Genomic DNA, 18,206 nt, shown 5'->3' with positions numbered 1-18,206 from the left:
AGCATCCCGTTTTTTATTATTTTGTCGAACCTCGCTCTGCTTAGTGCAGGATACGGGCGCGAATCGTACCGTCGATAGCTTTGAGTTTCTTCAATGCTTCTTCTGAACGGTTGGTTTCCACATCAATCACCACATAGCCAATTTCAGGGCCGGTTTGCAGGTACTGAGAGGCAATATTGATGCCGTCTTGGGCAAAGATGGTGGTGATTTGGTTCAGGATCCCCGGGCGGTTCTCGTGAATGTGCAGCAGACGCGAGCAATCACGGTGCTCAGGCAGTGATACTTCTGGGAAGCCAACCGCAGACAGGGTTGAACCGTTGTCTGAGTATTTCGCCATTTTACCTGCCACTTCCACACCAATGTTCGCTTGTGCTTCCTGGGTTGAACCGCCGATGTGTGGCGTCAGTAGCACGTTGTCGAATTTCATCAGTGGGGTTTCAAACGGGTCGTTGTTGGTTTCAGGCTCCACCGGGAACACGTCAATCGCTGCCCCTGATAGGTGGTTGCTTTCCAACGCGCTGCACAGGGCATCGATATCGACCACGGTACCGCGTGCGGCATTGATGAAGATAGAGCCCGGTTTCATGCGGGCAAACTCTTCAGCGCCCATCATGTCTTGTGTATCCGGGGTTTCCGGTACGTGCAGGCTGATCACATCACACTTATTCAGCAGCTCACTCATGGTCATGACCTGAGTGGCGTTACCTAATGACAGTTTATTTTCAATGTCGTAGTAATAGACTTTCATGCCGAGGTTTTCAGCCAGAATACCGAGCTGGGTACCGATGTGGCCGTAACCGATGATACCCAGACGCTTACCACGTGCTTCGTAAGATTGATCGGCCGATTTGAACCACTCGCCACGGTGGGCTTTGGCGTTTTTCTCTGGAATGCCGCGCAGCAGCAGTAGGATCTGACCCAGCACCAACTCCGCCACACTGCGGGTGTTGGAGAACGGGGCGTTAAACACCGGGATCCCGCGTTTGGCGGCGGCTTTCAGATCGACCTGGTTGGTACCGATACAGAAACAGCCCACGGCAATCAGTTTTTTCGCCGCGCTGAAAACCTCTTCCGTCAGTTGGGTACGGGAGCGGATCCCGACAAAATGGGCGTCTGCAATGGCGGACTGCAGCTCCTCACCGGACAACGAGCCTTTGTGGTATTCAATATTGCTGTAACCGGCTTGTTGAAGTACTTCGATCGCTGAAGGGTGTACGCCTTCAAGCAGTAAGATCTTGATTTTGTCTTTATCCAGTGAAAAGTGTGCCATTGATATCCATCCTTAATCCGTGAGGCATAAAGTGGCGATATCGGGTCTTTTGGAGGGGGAAGCAGGAAGGAAATACTTCGCTGTTGTCAGTGTGTATGAGACACCGTATCCGCAGTTGCCTATTCTCGCCACGTTATTGGTTGCTTACATGCTGCCATTTAAAGTACCAAAAAATAACCAGAATGGGTAAAAATATTACAGAACTGAATAAAAAAAACGGCATAAGTTATGCCGTTTTGTAAGAAAGTAACGTATTTAGCGCCATTCCCTTATGAATAAAGAGGAATCTCCGCTAAACCCTTATTTTTCAAATTTTTTCACGCCTTCCGGTGTGCCCATCAGCAACACATCGGCACCACGGTGAGCAAACAGACCGACAGTCACCACACCCGGTAGGGCATTGATCTTGTCTTCCAGATCTTTGGCATCGGTGATCGCCATGTTGTGCACATCCAAAATGATGTTGCCGTTATCGGTGATACAGCCTTCGCGGTATACCGGATCGCCACCCAATTTCACCAGCTCACGGCCAATGAAAGAACGAGCCATTGGGATCACTTCCACAGGCAGTGGGAACTGGCCCAGTACGTCCACTTGCTTGGTGTCATCCACGATACAGATAAACTGCTTAGCAATGGCTGCCACAATCTTTTCACGGGTCAGGGCTGCGCCACCGCCTTTGATCATGTCGTATTCGCCGTTGATTTCGTCAGCGCCATCAACGTAAACGTCCAGACTCGCCACTTCGTTGGCATCAAACACAGGAATGCCGATTTTCTCCAGGCGTTCAGTGGATGCCACAGAGCTTGAGACGGCCCCTTTGATTTCTTCTTTACGTGTCGCGAGAGCATCGATGAAGTGATTCACGGTTGAGCCAGTGCCCACACCCACAATGCTGCCTTTTTTGACGTACTCAAGTGCAGCCCAGCCGGCAGCTTTTTTCATTTCATCTTGTGTCATGCTTTTCTCCTGATGATGACATACATAGCGCGGAGCGCTGATTATAGCCAAAGCGCTGCGTGCCGTCAGTCCCTAAACCGGAATGTTTTTTGTGCCAGAACCAGCAGGAAAAGATAAATCTATTAATAACATAGGGTTAATTATTTATGTGGCACACGAAAAAACCAAACGTTTGCGTATTTGTGACGTGATCTGGGTGAAATGGGCGTGTGATAGCTTGTGTGATAGCGGCGTGCGACAGAAGCAGAGCGTGACAAAGACAGGGACGAAAGCGCTTACCAATGAAAATGGTGAGACGGCGTCAGAATATCTGGCAACGGCACATCCCAGGCTTCCGTCGGCAGCACGTTAACCTGCTGGCAGTCATGGGCCAGTCCGACGGGTTGCGGCCCATAACGGTGCTGATGCCAAGGGTTGAGCGTGCGGTCGTAATAGCCGCCGCCCATGCCCAAGCGTTGGCCGGTGTCATCAAAGGCAACCAGCGGGGTGCCGATCAGATCCAGTTCCATCACCGGTTTGACTGCACGGACATCGAGTTTGGGTTCGGCAATGCCATAGCGGTTGGTGTGCATCGGGGTGGTGGCGGTGTAGTGTAAAAACAACAAGTGACCCGGACTGAACGGATGCAGCACCGGTAAGTAGACGTGTTTGCCTTGTTGCCACAGCCAGTGGATCAGCGGTTGGGTATCGATCTCGCCATCATAGGCCAGATACAGTGCGACATGCTGTGCTTGGGAAAATGTCGGGGATTGCTGAAAACGGGCTAAGAGATCGTGCGCCGCTTGGGTTTGCTGCTCGGCACTGAGTGTGCGTCGTTGCTGACGGATCTGTTGGCGGAGTGTGTGTCGAATGGCTTGGCGGGAAGCCTGATTTTGCGCAGGTTTCATAGGTCATCCAATGACAAGCACTGATACGTTTCAGTGTCACGACTGACGAAATCCGTTCGTCCAGTAAGAGGTGCCCCAGGGTGCCGTTGCGAATTGTGGCCCTTGAACCAGATGTTCAAGGTGGACCAGCAACATTAACCGTAGGCTTCTCGGTACGGGCCGAGCATGCTCAATAGCTAATAAAAGCTGATCCTGGGTATTTGCTTATCGGCTCGGGGACGTTAATCCGCTGACGAACACCCCAGGGTCAATTCATTATCAACGCTCAGGTTGATATTGCAATGCTTTCTCCAATAAATCTTCCATCTCGTTGATTCTATTGGACAGCTTTTCAGCACTGCGTTGTTGTTCTTGGCGTTCTGTGTGCAATTCATTGCAGATATTGAGGCCAGTGAAGATCAGTAGCTGTTCAGGATTGGTGATCTTGGTACGCTCAGAAAGATCTTTCAGACGCTGGTCAAAATCCGCTGCAGCGGCACGCAGAGCGTCTTCCTGACCGGCCGGACAATTCACTTTCAGGGTACGGCCAAAAATCTGAATTTCTACTGCCTGATTACTCATAGCTTTTTAATCTGCTCCATGTCAGATTGCTCAATATAGCATTCCGCTTGCGATACGCGTTAAGTGACCCAATATAGAAAAAGCCCTACCAACATGCAAGCAAGCACATCACGCTTTGTGCTGAATAGTGTCTGACTAATCAGATATTAACCAGATTGTGGCAATCATGGCCCTGCGGCCGGAATTGCCAAGTGACGCTGCTTTCGGTTAAGTGGTAGCATAGTTAACTGACAAAACCCTATCAAAACAGATAGCCCCACCCACGAGAGAAGGTGACCGCCATGAGCGAAGTACAACTACCAGCCTACGAAACCCTAGAATCCGATTTGAAAGCGCAAGGTCTTGCGGTCACACCGTCAGAATTGCACGGTTTGCTAAGCGGTATGATTTGCGGTGGTCTCGCCGTGGACGGTGAGCAATGGTTAGCGCCGATTTGTGACTACGCCAATCAGGGGGAAGCGCTGACAGACGGTGCCAAGAGCGTGATCCGTGCCGTGTTTAACGCCACTTCTGCTGAGCTGAACCAGATCACTCAAACCCTGTTTACCTCAACAGCGGCGGAGTTGGCGGACGTGGAGTTCCACGTTTCCATGTTGCTGCCAGCGGATGACGCGGAATTGATGTTGCGCGCGGAATCACTGAGTGAGTGGGTAACTAACTTTATTTCTGGTCTGGGCCTGATGGGCATGGACAAACAAAAACTGTCTGACGATGTGACCGAAGCGGTGTCTGCGTTGGAAGAAATTGCACAGCTGGGCATTGATGAAGACGAATCAATGGACGAGCAGGCGATGTTGTTCGATAACGTGGTGGCGTACGTACCAGAGTGTGTGCTGGTGTGTTTGGTTGGCTTGAGCCAGCGCGGTGAAGTGGACGAGAGCGAAGCTTTTGGTCTGCCTGCTGACGACACAAACGACAAGCCAACGTTGCATTAATTGAGCAGCAAGGGGCGTAATGTGAAGCAGTACGATGTCGTCATTGCCGGTGGCGCAATGGCAGGTGCCACTTTAGCCATCGCGCTAGATCGTCTTAGCGGCGGGCAGTTGCGTATCGCCGTTGTTGAAGCGGTCGCGCCGCAACACGATCACCATCCGGGTTACGATGCGCGCAGCATTGCGTTGTCATTGGGCACGGCACAAGCGCTGGAGAGTATCGGGTGCTGGCAGGCGTTGTCGTCGGTCGCTACCGCGATTGATCATATCCATGTGTCTGATCGCGGCCATGCCGGCCGTGTGACGATCGATGCGGCGGAGCAAGGCGTCGACGCGCTGGGCTACGTGATTGAACTGGCTGATGCGGGACGCATTTTCCATCAAGCGCTGGCCAATACCGCTGCGGTCAATCTGTATTGCCCGGCAACCATTTGTGCCATTGACCGCACGCCTGATCAGGTGACGTTAACGCTGGATAGCGGCGAGACCTTGCAAGGCAAGTTACTGGTGACTGCAGACGGCGCGGTGTCAGCCTGTTGTGACATGGTCGGCATTGGCCGCAGCGAATACGATTTTGAGCAGATCGCGGTGATTGCCAATGTGACTACCGCGACACCGCATCAGGGCCGTGCTTACGAGCGTTTTACGCCGCACGGGCCGGTCGCCTTGTTGCCGATGTCAGACGGGCGCAGCTCGCTGGTGTGGTGCATTCGCCCTGAGCACTATGACATGGTGATGGGCTGGGACGATGCGCGCTTCTTGGCAGAATTGCAGCAGGCCTTTGGCTGGCGGTTGGGGCAACTGGTGAAAACCGGCGCCCGCAGCGCGTACCCGTTACTGCTTCGTCAGGCGCAACGTATCACCACACACCGTGTGGCGGTGGTGGGCAATGCCGCGCAAACCCTGCACCCGATCGCCGGACAAGGCTTTAACCTTGGCTTGCGTGATGTGATGACACTGGCGGAAGAAATTGTCGCTGGCGTGGCGAAAACCGGCGATGCCGGCAGCACGGCAGTACTGAGTTGTTATCGCCAGCGTCGAACGCCGGATCGTGATGCCACGATTGGCATGACGGCGGGGCTGGTGAGTGTGTTTGCCAACGATCTGATGCCGCTGGTGGCCGGTCGTAATGTTGGCCTGATGGTCATGAACACGTTTGATGTATTGAAAGCGCCGCTGGTAAGGCGAGCGATGGGACAGGTAGAAAGATAACCATGATGCAAAGTGTGGATGTCGCCATTATTGGCGGGGGAATGGTGGGGCTGGCGTTAGCCGCTGCACTGTCTGAGACCGAATTGCGAGTGGCGGTCATTGAAGGCCACCAACCGGATCCGACGCTGGCGACACTGCCTGATCTGCGCGTGTCGGCCTTAAGCCGTGCCAGCGAACGTATTTTGCGTCGTGTCGGTGCCTGGCCGGGGATCGAAGCCCGTCGCAGTGCCCCTTACGACAAGATGCAGGTCTGGGAGCAAGACAGCTTTGCCCATATCGCGTTTGATGCAGCCCGCTTGGCGCAGCCGAATCTCGGCCACATTGTGGAAAATCGCGTGATCCAACTGGCGCTGTGGGACAAAGTCGCTCAGCAGCCGAACGTGACCCTGTTGGCGCCGGAACGTTGTGACAATATCGTCTTTGGTGAAACCGAGGCGTGGCTGACACTGGCATCGGGCAAACACCTGACGGCCAAACTGGTGGTGGGGGCCGATGGGGCCAATTCTTGGCTGCGCGATAAGCTGGATATTCCGTTGACCCATTGGGATTACGGCCACAGTGCGATTGTGGCCAATATCCGTTGTGCCGAGCCGCATCAGGACACCGCGCGTCAGATTTTCCGTCCGCAAGGGCCGTTGGCGTTCCTGCCGCTGCCGGAGCCGGATCTGTGTTCGATTGTCTGGTCGCTGCCGCCATTGGAAGCTGAAGCCTTGTGCGCCATGTCTGACAGTGAGTTCAACAAGCACTTAACCACGGCGTTTGATAACCAGTTGGGACTGTGTCAGGTGGAAGGGGAACGTCGTGCGGTGCCGCTGAAAATGCGTTATGCGCGTAGCTTTGTGCGTGATCGCGTGGCGCTAGTCGGCGATGCGGCGCATACCATCCATCCGTTGGCCGGACAGGGCGTGAACCTGGGCTTGTTGGATGCGGCGGCGTTAGCGCAGGAGCTGAAGCGTTTGTGGCAACAGGATCAGGATATCGGTAAGTTATCGAACCTGCGTCCGTATGAGCGCTGGCGTAAAGCGGAAGCGGCCAAGATGATTGCGGCGATGCAGGGCTTTAAAGATTTGTTTTCCGGCTCGCATCCGGCGAAAAAACTGGTGCGTGATCTGGGTATGCTGTTTGCTGACAAAGCACCGGGACTCAAAGATGAGTTCATGCGTCGTGCATTGGGGCTCAGTGGCCATTTGCCGGATTTAGCCCGTCAGTGAGTAAGAAATTATCGTGACTAAACCGCCTTTTGAGGCGGTTTTTTTTTGCCAGCAGATGACCAAGTTTGTGCTGTATTTATGGGGTCTTTATGTTGTGTTATGGCATCTTTGTTTCGATAAATCATGGGTTTGTAGGGAAGTAAAAAAAAGTGCTCCGCACGGAGAAATTTTCTCCTACAGTAAATATCAGGAAAAATAAGTCGGCAGTCATGTGGGCTGAGTGGCGTGTGCAGACGGCATGCCAGTCATGGGGGACTGTTACAAAGCCTGTGATAACGCCGCAAGAGCAAACCGACAAACATTCACGACAAATATCCGCGTTGATGAAGCGTACAGATAACCACCCTGCTGTTTGATGCCAGCGGCGCAAGCAGGCTTTCATAAGGACGTCTACGATGAGTTATATCCCTTCTGAATTGAAATATACCCACACGCACGAATGGGTGCGCCCTGAAGGTGAGGGTGTGTATACCATTGGCATTACCGATCATGCTCAATCATTGCTCGGTGATATGGTGTTTGTGGATCTGCCGGAAATCGACAGTGCCACAGAAGCCGGTGAAGATTGTGCGGTGGCTGAATCGGTCAAAGCGGCTTCTGATGTGTATGCGCCGCTGACCGGGTATGTGGTGGCGGTGAATGACGATCTCGAAGGGTCGCCAGAGTTGGTTAACAGCGATCCTTACGGTGACGGCTGGTTGTTCCAAATTAAAGTGGAAGATGACGACGAAGACGGGGATTTGCTGGATGCGGACAGTTATCTGGATGTGATAGACGAAGAGGATGACTAACGCGATCAAAAAAAGCCCGGAAATGGGCTTTTTTTTATTGTGACGGTGATCTGTCTTTAACAGGCACTGTCTCGCATGCGTCTGATTTCTTGATTGATTTCATTGACCGTTTGATAGTGGCGGTGTTCCGCCTTAATTGGCACCATTAACAATCCATTGTTAAATTCGTAACCTCCACGGCCATCAATGTAGATCCGACCACTGAATAAACGACTAACGTGCTTTGCGATCATTTTTGGCACGTAGCGTTTGAACATGCGCATAATAAGCCAACCTTTCCCTCTGTTTTGGACGCTGTGAAGTGTAATTCAACTTTTCCCCCGCTTCTGTGATGCCTTCAGCATAATGGAAATGTTAAATTTATCTTATTTTTGTGTTTCTTTTGTCGGTGATCGCCAAAATAGAGGATTGTCCTGATTTTTAACCCGTCTTCCTGAGGTGAGATAGCCGATAATGCGTGTTTTTACCGGGCAGTTAGGCTCAAAATAAGGATTTTTACTGATTTGCGCGAAAACGAAGGGGAAAAGCAATAAAAAAGCACATGGCACGATAAAAATGTGCTGATATCGCGTTGGCGTCTGTCATTAATTAGTGTCAACTTTGTTAATGGCATAGCACGGTGGTGCGGGTTTGTGGTGATTATCACAATGCAGGTAGGTGATGGGGGAAGAGGAACACTTTTCTGGCCGATCACTGAGCCAGATCAAAGCGAGTTATTGGCATATGCCAATAATGGGCGCATGATAGTGACAAGAGAAACAGAGAATGCCCAGACCTAAAATTGCCCGTCGGATCAGTTGTCGCCCTGCTTATCAGTGCTTTAAGCCAAACGGGGTACCCATGACTGAACTGACGGCGATCCCCTTGGCGGCCGATGAATTAGAAGCCCTGAAGCTGGTGGACATGAATGGCCTGAATCAGCAGGCGGCCGCGCAGGTGCTCGGTGTCTCTCGTCAAACTCTCGGTAATATAGTAGCCAGTGCCCGTCATAAAGTGGCGTCGGCATTGGTAGGCGGCATGGCGCTTGAACTGGCTTCTCCGCCCCAGCGTGATCGTGAAAAGGAATAACAAATGGCATTTGCAATTGCAGTAACGCCACGGCAAGAAGTGGCGGGTCACTTCGGCAAGGCGGCGGCGTTTAAAGTGTATGATGAACAAGGGCAGCTGTTGGCGGACATTGAAAACGCGGGCAGCAAGGCGGTAGGATGCAAGCATAAAAAGCTGATCCAGCGCCAATTGGCCGAGCAGAATGTGTCGACTATTATTTTGGGTAACGTGGGTCAGCGCTCGCTGGCGCGTTTGCTCAATGCTGGCTTTGCCGTGTTCCGTGTCCCGTCACGCAGTGCGGTGGCCGATGTACTCAGTGGTGCTGCACCCCGTGAAGCCCTAACGGCCGCCGAGCAAGGTCGCCCGTGTAAGCGTGAAAAAGGCGGCTGTGGTTGTGGCTGCGGCAGCAAAAAAGCCGCTCCGGCGGCGCCGAAGATCGGTACCCGCTCACTGGGCGCAGCCGCGTTGAAAGGGCTGACCAAAATCGGAGGATTTAAGCTATGACGTACCTGTTAACCGTTGTGGTGTTTCTGTTGGTGATTGGCGGCATGGCCATTGGCTGGGTGGTGAAGAAGAAAACCATTCAGGGCAGCTGTGGTGGTCTGGCGAATGTGGGCGTAGAGAAAGAGTGCAACTGCAAAGAGCCGTGTGACGAGCACAAGTTGTATCAGATCCAAGAGCCGGGTCAGAGCCAGCTGTCTGCGGACAAATAAGGCCGCTTTGGTTGCATAAGCAATGGGCTGAAAAAGAAAAACGGTGTCGCGTAGAACGTGACACCGTTTTTTTATGGCTCGCGTATCGGCTTTGTACGACAGCGAGGGGGCGTTTAGTTGAGTTGACGTAGCTCATTGACCCTCGCGGTAATGGTTTGGTGCACGCATTGGCGCAGCCATTCCTGACGCGGGTGGGTGGCATTACGGCGCAGCCACAGCATATTGATATCAAAATCCGGAATGTCGACCGGCGGGCGGCACTGGGTCAGGGTATCCTGAAACACATCTAGTTTGGCCATCAGGGTCGACACCACGCACAACAGATTACGGCCGGTCAGCAGGTGGCGGATGGTCAGAAAGCTGCTGGATCCCACCGCAATATGACGCTGAAAGCCTTGCTGCTGAAGCTGATTATCGACGTTGCTGGCCAGTTTGCCGTCCGGGGTTACCAGTGCCTGTGGGGTTTGAATGTAACGCGCCAGATCAATCGGGGTCGACAGGCCCGTGGCGGTACTGTCAAACAGGCAGACATGATCTTCGGTGTACAGGTATTGGCTATCAAACTCGCGCGGCAGATCTTTCATTGAGCCGATGATCACATCGATCTGCTGTGCTTCGGCGGCCTGCTGGTAGTTGTTGCGGTCGACATTGCAAAAGCTCAGCTGACTGTGCGGTGCATGCTGTTGAATGGCGTCAAACAAGGCCGGGGCAAACAGCAGTTCGGCGTAGTCGGTCAGGCCGATGCGGAAGATCCCCTGATAATGCGCGGGTGAGAAATCCCCCGGCTGAAGGATCTCCGAGGTCACCAACTGGAGAATATGCTCGACCACCGGTGCCAGTTCCAACGCCTTGTCGGTGGCAATCATCTGGTGGCCGTGACGTTCAAACAGCGGATCGTCAATCAGCGTACGCAGGCGTGACAGGTTATGGCTCATCGCCGACTGTCCCATCGACAGTTTGGCGGCTGCCTTGGTCACGCTGCGGGTTTCCATTAAGGCAGAAAACGCGATCAATAAATTCAGATCAACGCCTCGCCAGTTGATGGTGTTCATGAAGCCTCCTGCTTCGTTAGGCGGTACGGCAAATATCCGCCAGCATCGGATCACACAATAACAGTAAATCTTCGGTCGCTAACTCGACGCCGGCCATGCGATCCCCACTGCTGATATTCACGTGCAGGTGCTGGGTGATGCTGTGATCAAAGATGATCGGCAGGGGTTGTTTCAGGCCAATGGGCGCCACGGTACCGATCACCAGGCCGGTGACTTTTTCCACATCGGTGGCCGAGGCACAGGTCATGCGGCGACAGCCAAAGACCTCGCGCACTTTGGTGGGATCCACCTGCGCCGGGCCCGGTACACAGGCCAGTACGTGGAAACCACTCATGTCGCGCAGCAAAATGGATTTCACCATGTGTTGCGGATCGACGCCGCGTTCACGGGCCGCTTCTTCAATGGTTTTGGCCGGCTGGCTGTGAGGCAGAAGGCGGTATTCCACGCCTTCTAAGGCTAAAAATTCGGTCACTGGGGTCTGCATGGGAAACCTTATGCTTCGTCCAGTGAGTACGGCAGGGCATGTTGCTGCCACAGGGCGTCTTGGCCTGCCAAGCGGAATTGGGTCTCAGGCTCCATATCGTTAGGCAGACACACCAGGGCAATCGCCTGATCGTCGCTGAAACGGTAACCGGCGATAATTGTGCCGCCTTTACGCCAGTTTTCACCCACGCTGCGCTCAAGGGCATCACCTGCTTGCGGGCAAGTGGTCGCCGGGCCGCTCACCAAATACATGGCGCGTTTGTTGATGCCACGGTATTTCGCGCGTGCCACGGTTTCCTGACCGGTGTAACAGCCTTTCTTAAAGCTGATGGCATCCAGAGCTTGCAGGTTCAGGGCTTGTGGAATGAATTCCAGTTCGGTAGCCGCGTCAATGCGTGGCAGGCCTGCTTCAATGTCACAACGATCCCACAGGGTATCGTCACACAGGATCGCCTTGTCCGCCAATTGCGTGGTGATCGCAACAGCACGCTCAGCAGTGATCGCCAGCATCCAACGCTGCGTATCGATTTTGACAGCCGTACCGCCGTCGATAGCACGCACATCCCCTTCACCGCCAAACAGGGTATCGATGGTTGCTGTCGCGTCTGTGCCGACCAGGCCCAGCAGCACGTCATCGCTGGCAGCAATCTCTACCTGCGAGAAGATGGCGTATTTTTTTAGCTCAGGCAGTTGGGTATCCATCAGGCTGCGGCGCTGCAGGAAACCGTAGCCGTCATTGTGGTGGAACAAACGGAAAATGGTGCGCAGTTTGCCTTTGGCGTCACAGTGACCGCCGAGTGTGGAAGCATCCGCCGCCAGGCCGACCACATCACAGGTCACCTGACCGTGCAGGTACGATTTTTTGTCATTACCGATCAGCGTGATCAGTGCCCAGTTTGTCAAATCCACCAATGCCAAAGCCGGTAGGGCAGCATCTGACGTCAGGGCGAGGGGCGGGAACGTGAAGTTTTCAGACCAAGTGCTCATAGTTTTTCCAAATAGCGGTATGGCGGCGGGCACATGCACAAGACGCAGTGGGCCCGGCGACAAAAAATGGGTGGATGGGTCGCTTTGGTTCCCTCGAGAGCGGGGTGTGATCATACCCGGCGAGAACAGCGCCCTTTTAGGACTATGTTAAAGCGAGTTATGCCGTTTGTCAGCACCTATACCCGAGGTAAACAGTCAGATACTGACGGGCCTGCCATGTGTGACAAAAGCGAACCCAGATCTCAACTTACGGGTTTGCTTGCGCTGGCGCATAGTCGAGTGAAAAAGGGGCTGCTAGTATGAGTGGCATATTCCATAACAGGTGCCGGCATGGCGATGTTCGGAGTGACCGAACCTGCCGCCCTGAGCGAGATAATTGAGGTTGTAACAATGTTGAGTGCAGACGAAAAAGCACGCGTTAAATGGGCTTGTCGCCGTGGTATGTTGGAGCTGGACGTGATTATCATGCCATTCTTTGAAGAGTGTTTTGATGATTTGTCTGAAAGCGAACAGCAAGATTTCATTGCGCTGCTAACGTGCGATGATCCTGATTTGTTCAAATGGGTGATGCAGCACGGTCGCAGTGACAACCCTGCGTTGGCGGCGATGGTGGATAAAATCGTTGCCCACAACAACAGCAAGCTGCGCTGATCATTCTGGTTCAGAGAGTGCGCGGTTCATCGATCATGCGCACTCTTCTCCTCGTGCAATCTTTGCCGATGCCACGCTGATCCCTTCGCGCCACCTCTTTTACGCACTGGTTATCGGTTACTCCTGTGTGTGCTTCCTGCTTATTCTGACCTTCTATTACCATGCCTTACCGCTGTCACTGGGGGTATGTTGTCTGTATTTTCTGTGGCTGGAAGCCGAACAATGGCTGTGGTGCCATGTGCGTCAGCAAGGCCGGTTGGTGATCGGCTGTGACGGGCAGGTGACTTGGCGCGGACAAGCTTGGCGTTTGCGGCGCGTGACGGTGCGCACGCCGTGGCTGCTGGTGATGCAATTGCAGCGTGTGCCAGGGCAGACATCGTCTCGGCCGTGGCTGGCGATTGCGCCGGACAGTTGCTGCCCCAAGACGTACCACCGCTTGATGTTGTTTGCTCGCTATCCTGACGGCATGACGGATTACCGCTAATCGCGCCAAGTGATAAATACCGATCAACACCGTGCCCCAAACGACAAACACAGGCGCGTGGCCTGTGTTTGGTTTTTTCGATGATGACTGGTTGATCAGCACGGCTGGGCGGGAGTCAGAATGGTTGGCTTCGGCTCAGCAGAAGCGTCCGGGTAATCCAGCGTATAGTGCAGACCGAGGCTTTCTTTGCGCTCAAGGGCACAACGTACCATCAGCTCGGCCACTTGCAGCAGGTTACGCAGCTCTAACAGGTTATTGGAAACGCGGAAGTTGCTGTAGTACTCATTGGTTTCATCTTGCAGTAACTGAATACGGCGCATTGCGCGTTCCAAACGCTTGGTGGTGCGCACAATCCCCATGTAGTCCCACATAAACAGGCGCAATTCGTGCCAGTTGTGCTGGATCACGACTTCTTCATCGGAGCAGCTGACCTGGCTTTCATCCCAGCCCGGCAAGCTCTCTGGCAGACTGACACTGTCCATGCGCTCAGCAATGCTTTCGGCCGCCGCCCATGCATAGACCACACATTCCAGCAAGGAGTTCGAGGCCATGCGGTTGGCACCGTGCAGGCCGGTGTAGCTCACTTCCCCGATGGCATACAGCCCCTCTAAATCGGTGCAGCCCTGGGTGTCGACCACCACACCGCCACAGGTGTAGTGCGCCGCAGGGACGATAGGGATCGGCTCTTTGGTGATATCGATGCCATAGGTCATCAGCTTTTCGTGGATCATCGGGAAATGCTTGATGACAAAGTCAGCGGGCTTGTGGCTGATGTCGAGGTACATACAGTCCGCCCCGAGGCGCTTCATTTCAAAGTCGATGGCGCGGGCGACCACATCACGCGGGGCTAATTCGCCACGCTCGTCGAAGTCAGTCATAAAGCGTGAGCCATCCGGGCGACGCAGATACGCGCCTTCTCCGCGCAGGGCTTCGGTCAGCAGGAAGTTACGGGCATCCGGGTGGAACAGGCAGGTGGGGTGGAACTGGTTAAATTCCAGGTTCGCTACGCGACAGCCTGCACGCCAGGCCATGGCAATCCCATCGCCGGAAGACACATCAGGGTTAGAGGTATATTGATACACTTTTGACGCGCCGCCGGTGGCGAGCACGACAAACTTGGCGCGGACGGTTTCCACCGCTTCTCGGTTTCGGTTCCAGATATAGGCACCCAGCACACGATTAGGCTGGTCGGTGATACCGAGTTTTTGGTTGGTGATTAAGTCGAGGGCGTTGTGCCGTTCTAGCACGTCGATATTGGGGTGGTGGTGAACGTTGTCTTGCAGGCTGTTCTGAACGGCCATGCCGGTGGCATCGGCGGCGTGGAGAATTCGGCGGTGGCTGTGGCCGCCTTCGCGGGTGAGGTGGTAGCGGGGCGAATCATCGCTGTCACACTCTTCCCGATCAAAGGGGACGCCGCCATCAATGAGCCATTGCACACAATCTTTGGCGTTTTCGGCAATAAAGCGCACGACCGCTTCATCGCATAAATGGGCGCCGGCGATCTGGGTGTCTTCCACGTGGGAGTCAACACTGTCGCCTTCGTCAAACACGGCGGCGATCCCGCCTTGGGCGTAGTAGGTGGCGCCTTCACTGCGCGGCCCTTTGCTCAGCACAATGACCTTGCCCTGGGGTGCTAAACGCAGTGCGAGAGACAGACCGGCTGCACCACTCCCGATGACCAGTACATCACATTGATGTTCTCGATTTTCCTTCATCATGATCTCATATCCCTGTGGTAATTCGGTTATGTTACCAAATTCATTTTCATTTGTTCATTTTTGACGACTGGTTCACAAATTGCATCCATGAAACGCTATAATGCGCGACGATATATACGCTAAGGTGCTTAGCTTTCCGTGCCAGACCGACAATGACAGCGCGGCTGGAACGTGACATAAACGTTAATATTGCGGTATTAATGCCGAAAAATCGCGCACTATTTCTGAGAAATTATTTTTTCCTGCGGAACTTTGCTGGTTTCGACCAGTCAGACATAGTGCTCACGCTCATATATTTTTATCATATTGTTTTGGTGGGGCACGGCAGATCTTTTTGGTCGCTCCGTTGGCGACGCGGTCTGTCCCGTTGTTGGCTCTCATTCCCTCTAGCCAGGACGCGTAAGAATTACGGGTGTCATAGACATAGGAGTACACGCTCGGATGAGCGAGCAGCAAACTGATCAAGTACTCATTGAGCGGGTACAACGTGGTGACAAGCAGGCGTTTAATTTACTGGTCGTGAAGTACCAGAACAAAGTCTGCAATTTGGTGGCAAGGTATGTCAGCAATTCCGGTGATGTGCCGGATGTCGCCCAGGAAGCGTTTATTAAAGCCTACCGCGCGTTACCGACGTTTCGTGGTGAAAGTGCTTTTTATACATGGCTTTATCGTATAGCTGTCAATACAGCAAAGAATTACTTAGTGGCTCAGGGTCGGCGTCCGCCTGCCTCCGATGTGGATGCAGAAGATGCGGAATATTACGAAAGTGGTAATGCGCTGAAAGAAATATCGAACCCTGAGAACCAAATGTTGTCAGATGAATTGAAGCGGGTTGTTTTTAGTACCATCGAAGGATTACCGGATGATCTCAAAACCGCGATCACGTTGCGCGAGCTGGAAGGCTTAAGCTATGAAGAGATTGCAGAAGTGATGGATTGTCCAGTGGGAACGGTGCGCTCCCGTATTTTCCGTGCACGAGAGGCGGTTGAAAAACGCATCCGTCCTCTTATACAGCGATAGTGTTGGGCCAAACGGTGAAAAAAGATGGCTGATAAAGAAAGAATCTCGGCATTGTTAGATGGCGAAGAGCTGGATCAGAGCATTGTGAATGCATTGACTGTCGATGAAAACAGTCAAGAAACCTGGCAGAGCTTCTCTTTAATCGGGGATGTGATGCGCGGGGAAGCACCGCAAACAAAGGAATGGGACATTGCGGCCAAGGTAGCACTGGCGCTGGACAATGAGCCGGCCCATACGGGGATGGCACCACAAGAGGTGGCACCGGTTGTACAGTTGGCAGACGTACGTGAAGCCCGTACCGAGCCGATGGAGTCACAGCCGACACCGAAGCAGGCGAAATGGACGCTGCCGAGCTGGTTAACCCAGCTGGGGCAGGTGGCGGTTGCGGCCAGTGTGTCACTGGCGGTGATTGTCGGTGTGCAGCAGTACAACGGTAACGAGCCGGGTATGGCGGATATCGCCAGCGGTGAGCAATTACCGGTACTGGAAACCATTCCTTTTGCGGGTACGGCAGAGCCTGTCAGCCTGACACGTGATTCGGTGCAAGCCAATCACCGTCATGCAGGCCCGACCGAAGCACAAGTGATGGAACAACGTCGCCGTATTAACGCCATGCTGCAAGACTATGAATTACAATTGCGCTTGAACGCCGAAGACGGTTCGATTGACCGTTCGATGTTGGAAGCGAATTAATTGATGGCGGGTAAATGAATAAGATTCTGGTCGGTGTGATGGCACTGGTCAGCCTTGCGATGCCACTGCAAGCCTCTGCGGAAGACGTCAAGCCATCCGCAGAGGCTTTGTTGCATCAAATGGATGAGGCCAGTCGTGCGCTCAGTTATGAGTTGTCGTACATCCTAATCAAGAAAAACAGCATAGAGCCGTTGCGCTATCGTCATGCGCTGGAAAACGGTGAGACCTATGCCCATTTGGTGTACCTCAGTGGCCCGCCACGTGAAGTGATCCAACGCGGTAACGAAGTGAGTTACTTTGAGCCGGGGTTAGATCCGTTCACGATTGACAGTAACAAGATGGTGGCCCCGTTGCCGCCAATCATGAAAACCGACATCAGCGAGCTGGCCGGTTATTATGATTTCATTGCCATGGGGCGTGCGCGTGAAGCGGGCGTGCCGTGTGATGTGGTTCGTATTGCTCCGAAAGACGGCGCGCGCTATTCCTACCTGTTGTGGATTGATACCCGCAGCAAGCTGGTGATGCGGGCCGATTTGCTCGACCGTGACGGCGAGCCGCTGGAGCAATACCGTGCCGTGTCGTACGTGATCAACCCGAAAGTGGGTGACGTACTGAAGAGTTTAGAAAACGTTGAGTTGCCGGCGGTGGTGCAATTGCCACCTAAACCGCAAGCCGATCTCGACTGGACGGTGAACTGGCTGCCGCAAGGCTTCCATTCGGTGTCCCGCAATCGTCATCGCTTGATGATGACCGAGCGCCCGGTTGAAAGCAAAATGTATAGCGACGGCCTGTTCAGTTTCTCGATTTATGTGTCGGCAGCCGATAACTACACCGTGCGTGAGCAGCTTGTGCGTCAAGGGCGTCGTACCTTGCACAGCTACTTGCTCAAAGGCAAAGAAGTGACCGTGGTCGGGGATATTCCGCCTGCGACGGCACGCCGTGTTGCCGAGTCGGTACAGTTTCCGGCGACCGGGAGCAAGCCACAATGATGCACTCTCTGGCCACGGTGGTTGCTTGCCACCCTGGCAAAATAGAGGTGAGCTGCCAGCAACAAACCAGTTGCGGCAGCTGCGCTTCACAACACAGCTGCGGCAGCGGCATCGTCAGTAAGGCGTTGCCTGGCCGTCAGCATCAGCTCACCATTCACACCACGCAGTCCGTCCATGTCGGCGATGTGGTGGAGATTGGCCTGTCTGAGCGGAGCATGATCCATTCCGCGTTATTAGTCTATGTACTGCCTTTGCTATGCTTAGTGGTAGGCGCCGCCCTGGGTCAGTGGTGGTTTGTTAGCCTAGCAGGGGGAAGCGAGCTGGGAGTGATCCTCACCGCATTGGGTTGCGCTGCGCTTGGCGTGGGGATTGCGAAATACTATGCAGCGCGATTAGAAGGCGATTCTGCCTATCAACCGCACCTGATCCGCGTCTTAGGTCAGCCTGTTTCGGCAGGGTTGGCAATAAATGCCGCATCGAAAGATAGCGAGTAGCGGGGAAATTCGGTAGAATCCGTCAACTTGATCTGTAGATCCCATTCATTT

General features: G+C 53.7%; 22 protein-coding genes and 1 other RNA gene. 13 read left to right on the top strand and 10 right to left on the bottom strand.

What is annotated here, in order from left to right; translation table 11 throughout:
* Positions 1 to 40: 40 nt before the first annotated feature.
* The 5 genes from serA to zapA form a co-directional block, all read right to left on the bottom strand.
* A complete protein-coding gene (gene serA, locus ABT58_RS19955) occupies positions 41 to 1,270 on the bottom strand; it encodes a phosphoglycerate dehydrogenase (RefSeq protein ID WP_047876200.1) in 1,230 nt (409 codons plus the stop codon).
* 300 nt (positions 1,271 to 1,570) lie between these two features.
* Positions 1,571 to 2,230 carry a ribose-5-phosphate isomerase RpiA gene (rpiA, locus tag ABT58_RS19950; protein ID WP_047876199.1) on the bottom strand — a complete coding sequence of 220 codons (660 nt, stop codon included), beginning with the start codon at positions 2,228 to 2,230 and terminating at the stop codon, positions 1,571 to 1,573.
* A 275-nt stretch (positions 2,231 to 2,505) separates the two neighbouring features.
* On the bottom strand, positions 2,506 to 3,117 hold the full coding sequence (locus ABT58_RS19945; RefSeq protein WP_047876198.1) for a 5-formyltetrahydrofolate cyclo-ligase: 612 nt from the start codon (positions 3,115 to 3,117) through the stop codon (positions 2,506 to 2,508).
* Positions 3,118 to 3,185: 68 nt separating this feature from the next.
* Positions 3,186 to 3,368, bottom strand: a non-coding RNA gene (gene ssrS, locus ABT58_RS23830) — 6S RNA.
* A 7-nt stretch (positions 3,369 to 3,375) separates the two neighbouring features.
* The gene (zapA, locus tag ABT58_RS19940; protein WP_047876197.1) at positions 3,376 to 3,678 is read right to left on the bottom strand and encodes a cell division protein ZapA; all 303 of its coding nucleotides are present in this window, start codon (positions 3,676 to 3,678) and stop codon (positions 3,376 to 3,378) included.
* 281 nt (positions 3,679 to 3,959) lie between these two features.
* On the opposite strand from zapA, the gene ABT58_RS19935 reads away from it, so the two are divergent.
* The 4 genes from ABT58_RS19935 (at position 3,960) to gcvH (ending at position 7,824) form a co-directional block, all read left to right on the top strand.
* On the top strand, positions 3,960 to 4,613 hold the full coding sequence (locus ABT58_RS19935) for a UPF0149 family protein (RefSeq protein ID WP_047876196.1): 654 nt from the start codon (positions 3,960 to 3,962) through the stop codon (positions 4,611 to 4,613).
* A 21-nt stretch (positions 4,614 to 4,634) separates the two neighbouring features.
* Positions 4,635 to 5,822 carry a 2-octaprenyl-6-methoxyphenyl hydroxylase gene (gene ubiH / locus ABT58_RS19930; RefSeq protein ID WP_082211177.1) on the top strand — a complete coding sequence of 396 codons (1,188 nt, stop codon included), beginning with the start codon at positions 4,635 to 4,637 and terminating at the stop codon, positions 5,820 to 5,822.
* Between the two features lie 2 nt (positions 5,823 to 5,824).
* Positions 5,825 to 7,033: an FAD-dependent 2-octaprenylphenol hydroxylase gene (locus ABT58_RS19925; protein ID WP_047876195.1), complete on the top strand. Its 1,209-nt coding sequence runs from the start codon at positions 5,825 to 5,827 to the stop codon at positions 7,031 to 7,033.
* A gap of 404 nt (positions 7,034 to 7,437) precedes the next feature.
* Positions 7,438 to 7,824 (top strand): glycine cleavage system protein GcvH, encoded by a 387-nt coding sequence (gcvH, locus tag ABT58_RS19920; RefSeq protein WP_338048708.1) that lies wholly within the window; start codon positions 7,438 to 7,440, stop codon positions 7,822 to 7,824.
* A gap of 56 nt (positions 7,825 to 7,880) precedes the next feature.
* Here the strand turns inward: gcvH and ABT58_RS19915 are convergent, their stop codons facing one another.
* Positions 7,881 to 8,087 carry a DUF1107 domain-containing protein gene (locus ABT58_RS19915; RefSeq protein ID WP_047876193.1) on the bottom strand — a complete coding sequence of 69 codons (207 nt, stop codon included), beginning with the start codon at positions 8,085 to 8,087 and terminating at the stop codon, positions 7,881 to 7,883.
* A gap of 502 nt (positions 8,088 to 8,589) precedes the next feature.
* Here ABT58_RS19915 and ABT58_RS19910 point away from each other — a divergent pair.
* From ABT58_RS19910 to nqrM, 3 genes are read left to right on the top strand one after another with little or no spacing between them, the layout of a single operon-like run.
* Complete coding sequence (locus ABT58_RS19910) at positions 8,590 to 8,892, top strand: DUF134 domain-containing protein (protein WP_047876192.1); 303 nt, start codon at positions 8,590 to 8,592, stop codon at positions 8,890 to 8,892.
* A 3-nt stretch (positions 8,893 to 8,895) separates the two neighbouring features.
* Positions 8,896 to 9,375: a NifB/NifX family molybdenum-iron cluster-binding protein gene (locus ABT58_RS19905; RefSeq protein WP_047876191.1), complete on the top strand. Its 480-nt coding sequence runs from the start codon at positions 8,896 to 8,898 to the stop codon at positions 9,373 to 9,375.
* Entirely contained in the window at positions 9,372 to 9,584 is a 213-nt protein-coding gene (nqrM, locus tag ABT58_RS19900) for a (Na+)-NQR maturation NqrM (protein WP_047876190.1), read from the top strand. The genes ABT58_RS19905 and nqrM overlap by 4 nt, the downstream gene beginning before the upstream one ends.
* Positions 9,585 to 9,697: 113 nt before the next feature.
* Here the strand turns inward: nqrM and ABT58_RS19895 are convergent, their stop codons facing one another.
* Genes ABT58_RS19895 through ygfZ form a run of 3 tightly spaced genes read right to left on the bottom strand, consistent with a single transcriptional unit; the run spans position 9,698 to position 12,106 of the window.
* Positions 9,698 to 10,636 carry a LysR substrate-binding domain-containing protein gene (locus tag ABT58_RS19895; protein ID WP_047876189.1) on the bottom strand — a complete coding sequence of 313 codons (939 nt, stop codon included), beginning with the start codon at positions 10,634 to 10,636 and terminating at the stop codon, positions 9,698 to 9,700.
* A 16-nt stretch (positions 10,637 to 10,652) separates the two neighbouring features.
* Complete coding sequence (locus tag ABT58_RS19890; RefSeq protein ID WP_047876188.1) at positions 10,653 to 11,120, bottom strand: aminoacyl-tRNA deacylase; 468 nt, start codon at positions 11,118 to 11,120, stop codon at positions 10,653 to 10,655.
* 8 nt (positions 11,121 to 11,128) lie between these two features.
* A complete protein-coding gene (ygfZ, locus tag ABT58_RS19885) occupies positions 11,129 to 12,106 on the bottom strand; it encodes a tRNA-modifying protein YgfZ (protein WP_047876187.1) in 978 nt (325 codons plus the stop codon).
* Between the two features lie 390 nt (positions 12,107 to 12,496).
* On the opposite strand from ygfZ, the gene ABT58_RS19880 reads away from it, so the two are divergent.
* Together ABT58_RS19880 and ABT58_RS19875 are read left to right on the top strand one after the other, a co-directional pair.
* Positions 12,497 to 12,757 (top strand): FAD assembly factor SdhE, encoded by a 261-nt coding sequence (locus ABT58_RS19880; protein WP_047876232.1) that lies wholly within the window; start codon positions 12,497 to 12,499, stop codon positions 12,755 to 12,757.
* Positions 12,729 to 13,241 carry a protein YgfX gene (locus tag ABT58_RS19875; RefSeq protein ID WP_047876186.1) on the top strand — a complete coding sequence of 171 codons (513 nt, stop codon included), beginning with the start codon at positions 12,729 to 12,731 and terminating at the stop codon, positions 13,239 to 13,241. Before ABT58_RS19880 ends, ABT58_RS19875 begins: the two co-directional genes overlap by 29 nt.
* A 95-nt stretch (positions 13,242 to 13,336) precedes the next feature.
* Here ABT58_RS19875 and nadB read toward each other — a convergent pair whose 3' ends face one another.
* Positions 13,337 to 14,956, bottom strand: a complete 1,620-nt coding sequence (gene nadB / locus ABT58_RS19870) for an L-aspartate oxidase (RefSeq protein ID WP_047876231.1) — start codon at positions 14,954 to 14,956, stop codon at positions 13,337 to 13,339.
* A gap of 444 nt (positions 14,957 to 15,400) precedes the next feature.
* Between nadB and rpoE the strand changes: the two genes are divergently transcribed.
* Genes rpoE through ABT58_RS19850 form a run of 4 tightly spaced genes read left to right on the top strand, consistent with a single transcriptional unit; the run spans position 15,401 to position 18,155 of the window.
* Positions 15,401 to 15,979: an RNA polymerase sigma factor RpoE gene (gene rpoE / locus ABT58_RS19865; RefSeq protein WP_047876185.1), complete on the top strand. Its 579-nt coding sequence runs from the start codon at positions 15,401 to 15,403 to the stop codon at positions 15,977 to 15,979.
* 24 nt (positions 15,980 to 16,003) lie between these two features.
* The gene (locus ABT58_RS19860; RefSeq protein ID WP_047876184.1) at positions 16,004 to 16,672 is read left to right on the top strand and encodes an RseA family anti-sigma factor; all 669 of its coding nucleotides are present in this window, start codon (positions 16,004 to 16,006) and stop codon (positions 16,670 to 16,672) included.
* Between the two features lie 14 nt (positions 16,673 to 16,686).
* Positions 16,687 to 17,661 (top strand): sigma-E factor regulatory protein RseB, encoded by a 975-nt coding sequence (gene rseB, locus ABT58_RS19855; protein WP_047876183.1) that lies wholly within the window; start codon positions 16,687 to 16,689, stop codon positions 17,659 to 17,661.
* On the top strand, positions 17,658 to 18,155 hold the full coding sequence (locus tag ABT58_RS19850) for a SoxR reducing system RseC family protein (RefSeq protein WP_047876182.1): 498 nt from the start codon (positions 17,658 to 17,660) through the stop codon (positions 18,153 to 18,155). The genes rseB and ABT58_RS19850 overlap by 4 nt, the downstream gene beginning before the upstream one ends.
* Positions 18,156 to 18,206 lie beyond the last annotated feature (51 nt).

Source organism: Photobacterium aphoticum, from assembly GCF_001029435.1.
GTDB lineage: Bacteria > Pseudomonadota > Gammaproteobacteria > Enterobacterales > Vibrionaceae > Photobacterium > Photobacterium aphoticum.
This window is presented reverse-complemented; position numbering and strand designations above follow the sequence as displayed.